The sequence below is a fragment of the Rhodopirellula baltica SH 1 genome, assembly GCF_000196115.1.
Taxonomy (GTDB): Bacteria; Planctomycetota; Planctomycetia; order Pirellulales; family Pirellulaceae; genus Rhodopirellula; species Rhodopirellula baltica.
This window is the reverse complement of record NC_005027.1, coordinates 5766142-5779210: the sequence shown is the minus strand read 5'-3', so window position 1 is coordinate 5779210 and position 13069 is coordinate 5766142. Positions and strand designations below refer to the sequence as shown.

Annotated in this window: 11 protein-coding genes; 3 read left to right on the top strand and 8 right to left on the bottom strand. The window is 56.1% G+C overall.

The window, feature by feature from the left end:
- Positions 1-50 precede the first annotated feature (50 nt).
- The 3 genes from RB_RS22015 to RB_RS22005 all read left to right on the top strand — a co-directional run bounded on the left by RB_RS22015 (position 51) and on the right by RB_RS22005 (position 3698).
- A complete protein-coding gene (locus tag RB_RS22015; protein WP_011122860.1) occupies positions 51-983 on the top strand; it encodes a hypothetical protein in 933 nt (310 codons plus the stop codon).
- Between the two features lie 95 nt (positions 984-1078).
- Entirely contained in the window at positions 1079-2767 is a 1689-nt protein-coding gene (gene flgK / locus RB_RS22010) for a flagellar hook-associated protein FlgK (protein WP_007324125.1), read from the top strand.
- Between the two features lies 1 nt (position 2768).
- Positions 2769-3698: a prenyltransferase/squalene oxidase repeat-containing protein gene (locus RB_RS22005; RefSeq protein WP_011122858.1), complete on the top strand. Its 930-nt coding sequence runs from the start codon at positions 2769-2771 to the stop codon at positions 3696-3698.
- A 152-nt stretch (positions 3699-3850) separates the two neighbouring features.
- On the opposite strand, the gene tsf is transcribed toward RB_RS22005, so the two are convergent.
- The 8 genes from tsf to sucC form a co-directional block, all read right to left on the bottom strand.
- On the bottom strand, positions 3851-4831 hold the full coding sequence (tsf, locus tag RB_RS22000; RefSeq protein WP_007325915.1) for a translation elongation factor Ts: 981 nt from the start codon (positions 4829-4831) through the stop codon (positions 3851-3853).
- Positions 4832-4881: 50 nt separating this feature from the next.
- Positions 4882-5664: a 30S ribosomal protein S2 gene (rpsB, locus tag RB_RS21995; RefSeq protein WP_011122857.1), complete on the bottom strand. Its 783-nt coding sequence runs from the start codon at positions 5662-5664 to the stop codon at positions 4882-4884.
- A 536-nt stretch (positions 5665-6200) separates the two neighbouring features.
- Positions 6201-6740 (bottom strand): hypothetical protein, encoded by a 540-nt coding sequence (locus RB_RS21990; RefSeq protein ID WP_011122855.1) that lies wholly within the window; start codon positions 6738-6740, stop codon positions 6201-6203.
- Positions 6737-7900, bottom strand: coding sequence for an aromatic ring-hydroxylating oxygenase subunit alpha (locus tag RB_RS21985; RefSeq protein ID WP_011122854.1), 1164 nt, complete (start codon positions 7898-7900; stop codon positions 6737-6739). Before RB_RS21985 ends, RB_RS21990 begins: the two co-directional genes overlap by 4 nt.
- Positions 7901-8091: 191 nt before the next feature.
- Positions 8092-9711 (bottom strand): chaperonin GroEL, encoded by a 1620-nt coding sequence (groL, locus tag RB_RS21980; RefSeq protein ID WP_007325911.1) that lies wholly within the window; start codon positions 9709-9711, stop codon positions 8092-8094.
- A 70-nt stretch (positions 9712-9781) separates the two neighbouring features.
- A complete protein-coding gene (locus RB_RS21975; RefSeq protein ID WP_007325910.1) occupies positions 9782-10099 on the bottom strand; it encodes a co-chaperone GroES in 318 nt (105 codons plus the stop codon).
- Positions 10100-10817: 718 nt separating this feature from the next.
- Positions 10818-11690 carry a succinate--CoA ligase subunit alpha gene (sucD, locus tag RB_RS21960; protein ID WP_007327387.1) on the bottom strand — a complete coding sequence of 291 codons (873 nt, stop codon included), beginning with the start codon at positions 11688-11690 and terminating at the stop codon, positions 10818-10820.
- 119 nt (positions 11691-11809) lie between these two features.
- Positions 11810-12994, bottom strand: coding sequence for an ADP-forming succinate--CoA ligase subunit beta (sucC, locus tag RB_RS21955; protein WP_007327386.1), 1185 nt, complete (start codon positions 12992-12994; stop codon positions 11810-11812).
- Positions 12995-13069 lie beyond the last annotated feature (75 nt).

Sequence of the window (13069 nt, the reverse complement as noted above, 5' to 3'; positions counted from 1 at the left end):
GAAATGGGTTCGAAGACTTCCGTAACCGAATTGTCACTGGAGAACAAAACTTGGTCAACGTGAAGCGAGACGCGTACGGAGCGATGTTTTGCACTTCTGGGGCCAAGGTTTGCTTCCAAACCGTGTTCGGCGTCGACTTCAGCGGTGCAGCCTTGGCGGGAAAGAACGCCTGGATCGCAGAAATTCAGGTTTCGTCCAGCGACTCCACTTCGCCGCCGCTGGAACTGGTGGATCTTCAACCACTCGGGCGGGTCGCCGGGCAGGACCAACGTGAGTGCGTCTACCAGTGGCTGACAAATCGGATCGTGGCCAGCGAGGACGCTCTGTGGGGAATGGATTTCCCATTTGGATTGCCCGTCGAACTGGAACTGGGAAGCTGGGACGATCAGCTGAACCATGTCGCGATGCACTCAGGCGACGCGAAAAGCTATGGCCGGTCGCTGGTCGAGCTGGCTCGCCAGAGATGCGGTGCGATTCACATTCGTCGTGAAACCGATCGCGAAACGCAAACGCCATTTGACTGCTATCACTACCGAATCATCTACCAAACGTTTCACGGCATGCGAGACGTCTTGCTGCCAATCAAAGACTCACCCACGTCCGCCGTCATGCCATTCCAGGTGAACAAGCTCGCCCGTTCGATGACTGGCAAAGCTCCCACAGCCATCCGCAGCATCGTGGTCGAGGCTTGCCCTTCGTCGACCTTGAAACGAATGCAGCTGCCTCACCAGCGATACAAACAAACCGGGAACAAGCCAATCGACGCGGTCCATCTTCGAAACCGCCAACTGATTCTCCGAGGGCTTCGAGAGATCATTCAAATATCAGCTCATCGGCGGCGGGTGATCTTGAGCAATCCTGGTGGAGACGCTTTGGACGCCGTCCTGGCGGGAGTGGGTGCATGGTTTGGCTGGAATCGCGTGGACCATGGCCACATCGCCAGCCACGGCCGCTACCCACGCGAAGGCTTTGTTTACTGTTGAGCCGATTGGGTCAAGTTTGACGACCGCGTGTGCCGATTCAACGAATACACGTGTGCGCGCACGATCGCTCGGCTTCACACTTTCGCGAGACGACCATGGGGCTGTTCGGCACCATTCAACAATCGAAGGGCGCGCTCGACGCGGCTCAGATTGGACTGCAAGTCGTTGGCAACAACATCGCCAACGCCAACACCGAAGGCTATATCCGCCAGCGTCTCGAGCAGACGCCCGCAGTGGCGTATCGCCAGGGCAACTTGATCCAAGGTCATGGTGTTCGCGCCACCGGTGTCGTGCAGGTCATCGACCAGCAGTTGGCCGAGCGGATGTTCAACGCCAAGACCGCGGCGGCCGGTGCGGACTCGCTCAGTTCGGCCTACGGTCAGCTTGAAACGCTGATCACCGACCTAGATGGCGGCGGGTTGAACGAGCAATTCAGCCTCTTCAACAACGCACTGCACGATCTGTCGACCCAACCCAATGACGCGGCCACCCGTGAATTTGTGATCATCCAAGGCGAAGCTCTCGCCACCAGTATGAAACAAATCCGGACCAGAGCCGGCGAACTGCAAGACGGCTGGAACGCGGAAGTGGACGAAGCCGCCACACAGATCAACCGACTGACAGAACGAATCGCACAGCTCAACGTCGAGATCGCTACCATCGAAGGCGGTGGGACACTCGGAAGCGATGCAACCGGTCTTCGCGACCAACGCTATCGCGACCTCGAAGAACTGGCCAGTTACGTCAACATCAACTTCCAAGAACAGGCATCGGGGAACGTCAGCGTTTTCGTCGGCGGGGACTACCTGATCGCCGATGGCAATCGGCGCGAGGTCTACTCGGCTTACGACGAGGACGCGGGTGGATTGGAAGTTCGAATTGTGGATACCGATGCACCACTCAAAGCGAAAGGCGGGAAACTCGGAGCCGCCATCGAAGCTCGAGGCGGCGTCTTTGGCGATTACGTCGAGAACCTGGATCAGATGGCGGCCGCATTGATCCGTGGAGTCAACAGCGTTCACTCACAAGGCCAAGGCCGCACGGGATTTTCATCCTTGGTATCGAGCAACACCAGCGAACCGGGTGTTCCCCTGAACGCCGCAGAACTGCCATTTGAACCGAACAACGGCAGCTTCGATTTCAACATCGTCGACACCAGCGGCGAATTGATCAGCACCACACGGATCAACGTTCGAAACCTGGGAACAATCGATGACTCGACCATCTCATCGATCGTTGCAGACATCAATGCGGTCGAAGGCGTGACCGCGTCGATCTCGGGCGACGGGCGAGTTCGAATCGATAGTGATTCGGCGACATCCAAGTTCACCTTTGGTGAAGACACTAGTGGCTTCCTCGCCGCGGCTGGGTTGAACACGTTCTTCACCGGTTCATCGGCGGTCGACATCGCCGTGAACTCCGTCGTGAAAGACGACATCGACTTGCTGGCAATTTCCAATGGCGGCATCAACGCCGACACCAACACGCTGTACAACCTGTTGGATATCGTTGATGAACCACTCGACGAACTCGGCAACCGCTCCATTCGTGGGATGCACGAACAGGCCATTTCGACGTTGGGACGCGAAATCAGTGTGCAAAAAAGTGCGACCGATGGGCTGAACGATTTGTATGCATCGCTACAAAGCCAACACCTTGCGATCACCGGTGTGAACATCGACGAAGAGTCGATTAAGATGATCTCTTACCAACGCGCGTTCCAAGCTTCCTCGCGTGTGATTTCAACCGCAGCGGAAATGCTGGACATCTTGTTGGCAATTTGATTTGAGTGGCTATCTGCAAGAACTGACGCTTCGTTTGTCCGTCGGTGCAAGCCGCTTGACTCCTGAATTCCGTTCTCGCCACGCCAACTGGCTGAAGAACTGTCAACGCGACGATGGTGGATTCGCCGGTCGCGAAGGCGAAAGCGATCCCTACTACACCAGCTTCGCATTGCGAACACTGTGGGTGCTCGGAGAACTGGACGTCGAAACAGCCGAATCCGCGGGCCGCTTCCTGCGACAACGGATGCAGAAACGTGACTCCATTGTCGACCTGATGTCGCTGATCTTTGCCGCCGCCATCCTCGAAATGGCATCGGGCGTCGTTGTGATCTCCGATGAAGACCACCAATGGCGGGACAACGTCGCCGCGCTGCTGGCCAAGCTTCGCACCGAAGATGGCGGGTTCGCGAAAACACCCGAAGGCCGGGCGGGAAGCACCTATCAAACGTTCTTGTCAGTCCTGTGCCATGAACTGATGGAAGTTCCCGTTCCGGATGTGGAAGGCGTGTTGCGATTCTTAGTCAGCCAGAACCAGCCGGACGGCGGCTACCGAGAGATTCGTGTTGCGAAACGAGCAGGCGTGAACCCGACGGCCGCGGCAATTGGATCGCTGAAGACACTCGGGCATCTGGATGCAACCGAACAAACCGACACGATCGAATTCCTGCTTGAGATGCAGGGCGACGAAGGCGGGCTGGCCGCGAACACTCGAATCCCGTTTGCGGACCTGCTGAGTTCCTGCACTGGATTGATCACGCTGGTCGACCTGGGCGCCGCTTCGCGTTTGGATGCGCCGCGACTGCAAAGCTATGCCGAGTCGATGCAGCGCGACGGCGGCTTCGTCGGCTTCGCCCTCGACCAAACTCCGGACGTCGAATACACGTTCTATGGCGTTGCCACGATGTCGTTGTTGCAGACGTTGGATTTATAGAGGAGCCCGAATTCCGGCGAATCCGGCTACGGATGTGTTTGTCGACGCATCCGAATTCTGGCGAATCCGGCTACGGGTGGATCACAAAAAAACGCCTTGCTCATGAAAGCCATGAGCAAGGCGTTTTGTATCTCTGATTCTCGGTTCAACGATCAGTTGACGGAGATACGTTTGAAGGCCACCACTTCAGCTTCGGGGTGGAATTCTTTGATCGCGGCTTCCACGGTCTTGGTGTCATCCAAGGCGTAGAACTGGCTCAACAAGCAACGCTCTTGATCGAGCAAAGTGTTGTCAGCGATGAAACGCTCGAGCTTCCCAGGAACGATTTTGTCCCAGATCTTCTCGGGCTTGCCTTCGGCTTTCAATTCTTCCTTGATCGCTTCTTCAGTCGCAGCCAAAACTTCGGGAGTCAATTGGCGACGGCTAGCGAACTGAGGAACGTTCTTCATCGGCTTGCCGAGATTCTCCTTCTCGTTCAACTCATTCTCAGCGTTGATCTGAGCCTGAAGTGCTTCGGTTTCCTTCTGCACGAACTCTTCGTCGAATTCGTTGGGGTGAAGGATCGAAGGTTTCATAGCAGCGATGTGCATCGACACGCCGCGGAAGAACTGATCCGCGTCGTCTTTTGCTCCATCTTTGTACGAAACCAAAACGCCGATCTTCGCACCCGCGTGGATGTACGAAGCCAGGTTTTCGCCTTCAACGACTTCCAGGTTCGTCACTTCGATCTTTTCGCCGACCTTGCCGGTTTCGTTGACCAAACGTTCCTTGACAGTCGTCCCGTCAATTTCGAGTGCGTTGACGTCGTCGATGGTTTTGCAGTCAGCATCGAAAGCCATCTTGGCGATGGTATTCGTCAACTCGATGAACGCTTCGTTCTTAGCAACGAAATCGGTTTCGCAACCAAGCGACAGAAGCAGACCTTTGTTGCCTTCGACCACAGCAGCCACGACGCCTTCGGAAGCTTCGCGGTCCGCACGTTTCGCGGCGACCTTTTGGCCTTTCTTGCGGAGGTAGTCCATTGCGCCGTCCAAGTCGCCACCGGATTCTTCCAGTGCCTTCTTGCAGTCCATCATCCCAGCGCCGGTGGACTTGCGAAGTTCGCTCACCGCCTTAGCGGAAATCGTCGTCATGTTTCTGTTTCCTAATCGTTGATTGAATTCAGTGAATGTTGGGGTCGAGATCAGCCTTCGCTTGACGCGGCGGCAGCTTCTTCAGCAGGTTGTTCTGCTGGCGCGGCGGCTTCAGGAGCAGCTTGTGCGTTTGGTGCCGCTTCGGTTTGGGTTTGTCCCTTGCCAGCGATCACGGCGTCGGCCAATTCACGCATGATCATTTCAACGCTGCGGATCCCGTCATCGTTGCCTGGAATCGGCAAATCGATTTGGCTTGGGTCGCTGTCGGTATCGATCAGAGCAACGGTTGTGATGCCCAATCGTTTTGCTTCGCGAACCGCGTTGCGTTCTTTGCCTGGGTCGACGATGAACATGACTTCTGGCAAACGGTTCATCGTTCGCAGACCGTTCAGGTTGCGATACATCTTGCGATATTCGCGGTTCAACGACGATTGCATTTTCTTGCTGTAGTCGTTGATGCCATCGCCTGCACGCAGTGCTTCCAGCTCTTCCAAACGGCCCAGTCGGCTACGAATGGTGCGGAAGTTGGTCAGCGTGCCACCGAGCCAACGCTCGCTGACGAAAGGCATGCCGCAACGCAGCGACTGCTCTTCGACGGCTTCACCAGCCTGACGCTTGGTGCCGACGAACAGGATCAAGCTGCCGCCAGCGGCAACTTGCGACAAATACTTCTTCGCTCGAAGCAGACCGCGAAGCGTTTCGCGAATGTCGAGGATGTGGATTTGGTTTTTCTTGCCGAAGATGTAAGGAGCCATCTTCGGATTCCAGAGACTGGTGCGGTGACCAAAGTGGACACCAGCTTCAATCATCTCTTTGACAATTTCATTCGCCATCAGAATCTTTGCCGCGCATATTCGCGGCATCTCCGGGATTTGGTCCATTGCGGGTTCGGAGAACTGGCTTTCCAACAAGCAGGAAAACAGCAGCCCCAGAGCGGTGAAAACGACGCAAAACGCGTGAATTCGGTGCCCTTCGCCCCAAAATGCAGTGAACTGGGTAAAGGATACGCCCTGCCAAAACGCAGGCGGGGCGGGAAAGGAAGGCAAAAAGTACGGCTCAGAGCGAAAATTTGCAACCCCGACGGGCTTCTTCCGATCGTGTCTTCCCAAGGAATTCACGGGTTTCCGCGAATTTCGCGGAGGCGGAATCAGCCCAGGACCACGCTCATCGGACCTTCTGCCCTCGGACATGCCCCAAAGGGCAGCATCAAGTCGATCAAAGAACAGCCACCGCGGCGGCAAATCCCCAGACGCTCAACTCACCACTCATCGGCCAAAGCCGAACCAAAATCGACTCCGATTCGGCGAATTCACTTGTTACGGATCCGCAGGCAAAACGAAACCAACCGCGAGCAAGAATCGGCCCGGCTTCACTCCGGTGAATGGTTGGCCCCTCGAAGCAAGCCGGCTGCAATCAGTGGAGTCACCACCAGACCACACAAACCCGCGTAGACGGCCTTCACGGCAATCAACGTGAACGGGCTCACTGAATCGTCATGGAAGCCAAGCAACCCAAGGAATGTGGGGATCGTCAAAAAGGGAAATGTCACCACGGAAAACGACAAACAACCGCCAAACGATGCGTCTCGCAAAATCCGGCCCACCCAACTCACCAATCGCGACACGATCCCAGAGTTTGATTCCACTTCGAGGATCGGCTGCACCATCCCCGAGTGAAGATGCCGGATAAGAATTCGAGAGCTGATCATCGCCGTGATCAACGGCAACAGAAAGCCGGTGCCAACAACTTCCATCGCAACGCTTTGCGGGAATCCCCACACCGGAATCGATTCTTGATCCAGAAACAGCAACCATCCCAGCAAAACATTGATTGCAACGTTGATCGCCAACGGAATCAGCACATAGCCGATCAACACGTAGCGAACCGTCGCCGCTGGCGACTGACTCATCGCCCACCTTCGTTGCTGACCGGCGCGTCCACTCGGACGGGCACTTCATCACGGGACGCCTCCGATCGCAGGCCACACTTCTCGGCCACATGGTTTTGCAACGCATGCACGAGTTCTTCCCGAGTGCTGACGCAGCCCTTGAACGGACTGTGCTCCATTCCGGTCTGAATTCCAGGATAAAGCGACGCATCCTCAGCCAAGATTTTCTTGACCGCCGATGTTTTGACGCGACCCCAGAATCGAGTTAGCCATTTTGACCATATCGTTTCGTGTTCACGCCGAAGCACGAAGACTGAAACGGTCACCCGACAAGTTGTCGGGGATGTCGGCATCAACACCATCACCTGAAGCATCACGTCGGTCCGCATCAAAAACAGATGGGGAAAGAGATGGTGCATACGGTATTGCGGAGAACATCCAGGCTGAATCTGTGTTGTCACCCAATTAGAAAACCGCGTCGACCATGGCGAGGACTTGATGGTTGCCCGCATGATCGTGCCACCATCGTGAATCTCGTGTTCAATCGCATCTTCCGGTTCGAAACGAAAGCTATCCGTGTGCACGGATTCCAGGTGATACGACTCGACGGTGTTTTCCGCCACCACTTTCCAGTTCGCTGGAAAATCGTAGTGCCAAGTTTCAGCATGAGCCCAGCGATCACTTGAGAACTCGTCCGTCACCGAAGCAAACGGAGCGAACTGTTCCGTCAGTGGAGGACAACTCGGATCGAGCGATACGAATATCAAGGGTCCGTGGACGGCGAGCGCAAACTTTTTCAGACACTCCGGTCCGCCGCTCATCGGCCGGAAATTCTTTGCATCCGGAATGCGACCGCTCGAACCGTCCACATTGAATCCCCATCCGTGATATTGGCACTTCAAAGTGGGGCTGTTTCCACTGCATTCACTCGACAACGTGCTGTGCCGGTGAGGACACACATTGAGAAAGCAGTGATAAGCACCCTGATGATTCCGCACCAAAATGGGAACGCCAAACAGCTCACGAGTGAAGAAGTCCCCATCGCCGGGAGCATCATGCAACGATCCCACCCAATGCCACTGAGGCCGGAACATCGCTTCCATCTCGACTTCATATTGCGATTGGCTGCTGTAGTGCTCCGGCAACAGAAGATGCGGCAACTTAGTTTTGTTGACGAACATGAGTGATGTGGGACGAGGAACACACAGACAATTTCACACCCAAACATAGCCGCCGAAGCTCGATGATGTTGTTTGTCGAGGCAATGGCTGGATGAGATCATGAAACCAACAAAAAACCCTTCGCCGAAGAACAGCGAAGGGTTTGATGTCTGGAACACAGAGGGCTGAAACGAACGTTCGGCCCGACTGGATCAATACATGTCGTGGTCGCCACCGTGACCGGCTTTGCCACTCTTTTCTGGCTTCTCTGCAACCAACGCGTCGCTGGTAAGCAACAAGGTTGCGACGCTGGCGGCGTTGCCCAGTGCGGTGCGAGTCACCTTGGTTGGGTCGATCACGCCCGACTTGACCAAGTCTTCGTAAACGTCGGTCAATGCGTTGTAGCCTTCGTTGCCCTTCATCGCCAAAACTTTTTCGCAGACGATGCCACCGTCTTGGCCAGCGTTTTCGCTGATCATGGTCAACGGAGCACGGCAAGCACGCAGAACGATGTTGTAACCAACCAGTTGGTCATCGGTCAGAGTGTCGGCAGCTTTGACTTTGCCACTGGCACGCAGCAAAGCAACGCCACCGCCGGGCAGAATGCCTTCTTCGACGGCTGCACGAGTCGCGTGCAACGCATCTTCGACGCGAGCCTTCTTCTCTTTCATTTCGCTTTCGGTTGCCGCACCGACGTTCACCTTGGCAACACCGCCAGCCAACTTGGCCAAACGCTCTTCCAATTTCTCGCGATCGTAATCGCTGGTGCTGAGTTCGATTTCGCGACGGATTTGGTCGATGCGAGCCTTGATGTCAGCGCTCTTGCCGCCACCTTCGATGACTGTCGTGTTGTCTTTGTCGACGATGATCTTCTTGGCACGACCGAGTTGTGGCAGGTCGACGCTTTCCAGCTTGACGCCAAGAGCTTCGAAGATCGCTTGACCACCGGTCAAAATCGCGATGTCTTCCATCATGGCTTTGCGACGATCGCCGTAACCAGGTGCCTTCACAGCACACACGGTGAACGTGCCACGCAGACGGTTGATGACGAGCGTTGCGAGTGCTTCACCGTCGACGTCTTCGGCGATGATCAACAAAGGCTTGCCTTGCTGAACGACTTTTTCGAGCAACGGCACCATGTCTTTGATGTTGCTGATCTTCTTTTCGAAGACCAAGACGTAAGCGTCTTCGAGAACGACTTCCATGCTGGTCGAGTCGGTCACGAAGTAAGGCGACAAGTAGCCGCGGTCGAACTGCATGCCTTCGACCCATTCTTGTTCGGTCTGCAGGCTTTTGCCTTCGTCGACGGTGATGACGCCGTCTTTTCCGACCTTGCTCATCGCGTCGGCGAGCAACGTTCCGATTTCACGGTCGTTGTTGCTGGCGATGGTCGCGACGTTGGCCATGGCTTCTTGGTCTTTGACCTTGACCGCCATGCTGTGAAGTTGCTCGGTGATGTCCGAGACAGCGGTTTCGATGCCGCTCTTCATTTGAATTGGGTTGACGCCAGCGACAACGGCTTTAAGGCCTTCGTTGAAGATCGCTTCGGCCATCACGGTTGCGGTCGTCGTTCCGTCACCAGCAACGTCGCTGGTCTTGCTGGCGACTTCGCGAACCATCGACGCACCCATGTTTTCATAGGGGTCTTCCAGTTCGATTTCCTTAGCAACGGTCACGCCGTCTTTGGTCACGGTGGGGCTGCCGAAGCTCTTTTGCAAAATCACGTTGCGACCCTTGGGGCCCAAAGTGACTTTCACGGTGCGAGCGAGTTTGGACACGCCGCGGCGAATGGCTTCGCGTGCTTCTTGGTCAAACGCAATGATTTTTGGCATGGTGGTCTATTATTTTAGAGGTGTGCAGAGATGGGTTTCAGAACGACGTGATGGAAACCATCGGCGTGGATCACTCGATCACGGCCAGAACGTCGTCTTCTCGCATGAGCAGGTATTCGGTGTCATCAACTTCCACAGTTTCGCCGGCATAGCTGCTGAACAACACGCGGTCGCCAGCGGCAAGTTGGAAGTCAGCTCGACTGCCGTCGTCCAGCAATTTGCCGGTGCCCAAGGCCACAACGGTTCCGCGAGCGGGTTTTTCCTTGGCCGAATCGGGAAGCACGATGCCGCCGGCAGTCGTGGTTTCGCTTTCCTCACGCTGAACAACGATGCGTTCGCCGAGGGGTTGCAAACGAATTTTGGTTGCACTCTTGGTGGCTGCAGCCATGTCCGTGACACCTTTCGTGGTATTGAGTCGAGATGTGGGGGAAATGTGTGGTGGGGCTGACCTGTATTGGCTGACTGATCAGACCGATCTCGCAAACGGTCCAACGTCACGGCCAACCAAAATGGCAGCTTTGTTCGTTGAAGCCGCCCAATAAGCAATCGCTGTGCCGCGCAATCCAAAACGCGACGCAAGACATTGACTCAAAGGGACTTACGCCAAAAAAGACCATCGCGTCGTCATCGCAGAAGCTCACCCGTGACAGCCCGCCACCGTGGCACAGTCGACGGAACTGCCAATTGCAGGACGCTCCCAACCCGTCCGCGAGGAGGTCGTGCGGTTTTCAAGTGCCGTGCTCGCAAGGTTGAAATCACCCTCCTGAACGCAGGAGGTTGTGCAGTTCCTAATTACTTTGCCAGTAACTCCTTGAGAACCCCGCCCGCACAGCGGGAGGGGTCGGAAAGCGAGCGTTCAGGGAGATTTCCGGGGGAGGGCAATACGCGACGCTTTCCATGCTCGGCCCCCTCCCTCACGTACACCTAAACGGCACCGCATGACCTCCCCCGAAACTTCGTTTCAGGAGAGGTGCATGTTGCCTGAACCCGCGAAAAACCGCGTGAACTTAGAGAAGAGAGACGCGATTGCTACATGCCGGGATTCACGGCGGGGACCGCCGTGCTACAGGTTGCTGCGCGGCAGATAAATCTGGCCGCTGCCGAAACTACTTCGACATTGCCTTGACGACGGCTTCGCCCATTTCGGCTGGCGATGGAGCGACCACGATGCCGGCATCTTCCAATGCGGCGACCTTTTCTTCTGCCGTTCCTTTGCCGCCGCTGATGATCGCACCGGCGTGGCCCATGCGTTTTCCGGGAGGTGCGGTGCGACCGGCGATGAAGGCGGCGACCGGTTTGGTCACGTGCTCTTTGACGAACGCGGCGGCTTCTTCTTCGGCGCTGCCACCGATTTCACCGATCATCAAGATCGCTTCGGTTTGGTCGTCTTCTTGGTACATCTTGAACAAGTCGATGTAGTTCGTTCCGACGATGGGGTCGCCACCCAAACCAACACAGGTGCTTTGGCCGAGCTTCAGCGAACTGGTTTGCCAAACGGCTTCGTAGGTCAGCGTTCCACTGCGGCTCATCACGCCAACTTTGCCGGGGTTGTGGATGTAACCGGGCATGATGCCGATCTTGCACTCGCCGGGAGTGATCAAACCGGGGCAGTTGGGGCCGATCAGCGTCGATCCGCTGGCTTTGACCTTTTCATAAACTCGCACCATGTCGATGACAGGCACGCCTTCGGTGATGGCGGCGATGACGCGGATGCCAGCGTCAACGGCTTCCAAGATGGCGTCGGCGGTGAACGGAGGCGGGACGAAAATCATCGTCGCGTCGGCACCGGTTTTCTGAACCGCTTCTTCAACGGTATCAAAAACAGGAATGCCTTCGACGTCTTGGCCACCCTTGCCGGGCGTGACACCGCCGACCATTTGGGTGCCGTAATCGCGGCACCCAAGCGAGTGGAATTTTCCGGCGTTGCCAGTGATCCCCTGGCAGATGACCTTGGTGTTTTTGTCGACCAGAATACTCATGGAAGATTGCTCTTAGCGATTAGCCGCCGGCGATTGGCCAGCAGCAGGAGGTGTGATTGGAGGGTTGATTCAAGAAGCTAGAAGCCGACAGCTCATAGCCAACAGCAGCGACGACGCCACTACGCAGTTGCCGCGACGATCTTCTTCGCCGCGTCGGTCAAATCCATCGCATTGATGATGTCGACATCGCTTTCGGCCAGCATTTTGCGGCCTTCCTCGACTTCGGTTCCTTCCAATCGCACCACCAAAGGCACGTTGAACCCGACTTCTTTGCTGGCCGTGATCAAGGCTCCCGCAATCGTTGTGCAACGAGCGATCCCGCCGAAGATATTGACCAACACACCCTTGCAGTTGGGATCCGACAACAGGATCCGGAACGCTTCGGTGACTTGAGCCGCGTTGGCTCCACCACCGACGTCCAAGAAGTTGGCCGGTTCGCCACCGTGATACTTGATGATGTCCATCGTCGACATCGCCAGCCCGGCTCCGTTGACCAAGCAAGCGATGTTGCCATCGAGCTTGACGTAGCTGAGACCAGCCTTCTTGGCCCGCAACTCGGACTCTTCCTCTTCACTAAGGTCGCGCAGTTCTTCCAAGTCTTTGTGACGGAACATCGCGTTCTCGTCGAAGATGATCTTGGCGTCCAAAGCCACCATTTCACCGTCGCCGGTGATCACGAGCGGGTTGATCTCCGCCATTTCGCAATCGAAGTCGACGAAGAAACGGCACATCGCGGTCATGAACTTATAGGCACTTTTGGCCGCAGCACCTTCGATGCCGAGCTTCTTGCAAAGCTTGCGGACTTGGAAACCGTCCAGCCCAACGGCGGGATCGAAGTGTTCCTTGAAAATCAGCTCGGGAGTTTCTTCCGCGACGGTTTCGATCTCGACACCGCCTTCGGTGCTGACCATCAAAACGGGCTTGCTTCCCGCACGATCCACCACGATGCCCAAGTACAATTCGCGAGCGATGTCGCATCCGGCTTCGACGAAAACTTTAGAAACCGTTTGCCCTTCGGGCCCGGTTTGAATGGTGACCAACTTCTTGCCCAACAATCCCTCGGCTGCCGCTTTGGCTTCTTCGGCCGATTTGACCAGGACGACGCCCTTTTGGTCCGGGTTGTCAATGACGTTGCCTTTGCCACGCCCGCCAGCGTGAATCTGAGCTTTAACGACCGCGATTTTGCCACCTAGTTTGTCGTATGCGGCAGCCGCTTCGTCAGGCGTTGTCACCATGTGCCCATCCAAAACCGGCACGCCGGCGGTTCGGAAAAGCTGTTTGCCTTGATACTCGTGAATTTTCATCGGGGGTTCAGCCCAGTTGGCAAGCGAAAGGAATGCGAAGGTACGTCTCCTCGCCATGATGGCGAGCGAGTCCGG

Excerpts from the sequence above, each read along its gene's own strand:
- flgK (WP_007324125.1), top strand. The coding sequence starts at position 1,079 with ATGGGGCTGTTCGGCACCATTCAACAATCGAAGGGCGCGCTCGACGCG.
- tsf (WP_007325915.1), bottom strand. The coding sequence starts at position 4,831 with ATGACGACGATTTCCGCTAAGGCGGTGAGCGAACTTCGCAAGTCCACC.
- rpsB (WP_011122857.1), bottom strand. The coding sequence starts at position 5,664 with ATGGCGAATGAAATTGTCAAAGAGATGATTGAAGCTGGTGTCCACTTT.
- RB_RS21990 (WP_011122855.1), bottom strand. The coding sequence starts at position 6,740 with ATGAGTCAGTCGCCAGCGGCGACGGTTCGCTACGTGTTGATCGGCTAT.
- RB_RS21985 (WP_011122854.1), bottom strand. The coding sequence starts at position 7,900 with ATGTTCGTCAACAAAACTAAGTTGCCGCATCTTCTGTTGCCGGAGCAC.
- groL (WP_007325911.1), bottom strand. The coding sequence starts at position 9,711 with ATGCCAAAAATCATTGCGTTTGACCAAGAAGCACGCGAAGCCATTCGC.
- RB_RS21975 (WP_007325910.1), bottom strand. The coding sequence starts at position 10,099 with ATGGCTGCAGCCACCAAGAGTGCAACCAAAATTCGTTTGCAACCCCTC.
- sucD (WP_007327387.1), bottom strand. The coding sequence starts at position 11,690 with ATGAGTATTCTGGTCGACAAAAACACCAAGGTCATCTGCCAGGGGATC.
- sucC (WP_007327386.1), bottom strand. The coding sequence starts at position 12,994 with ATGAAAATTCACGAGTATCAAGGCAAACAGCTTTTCCGAACCGCCGGC.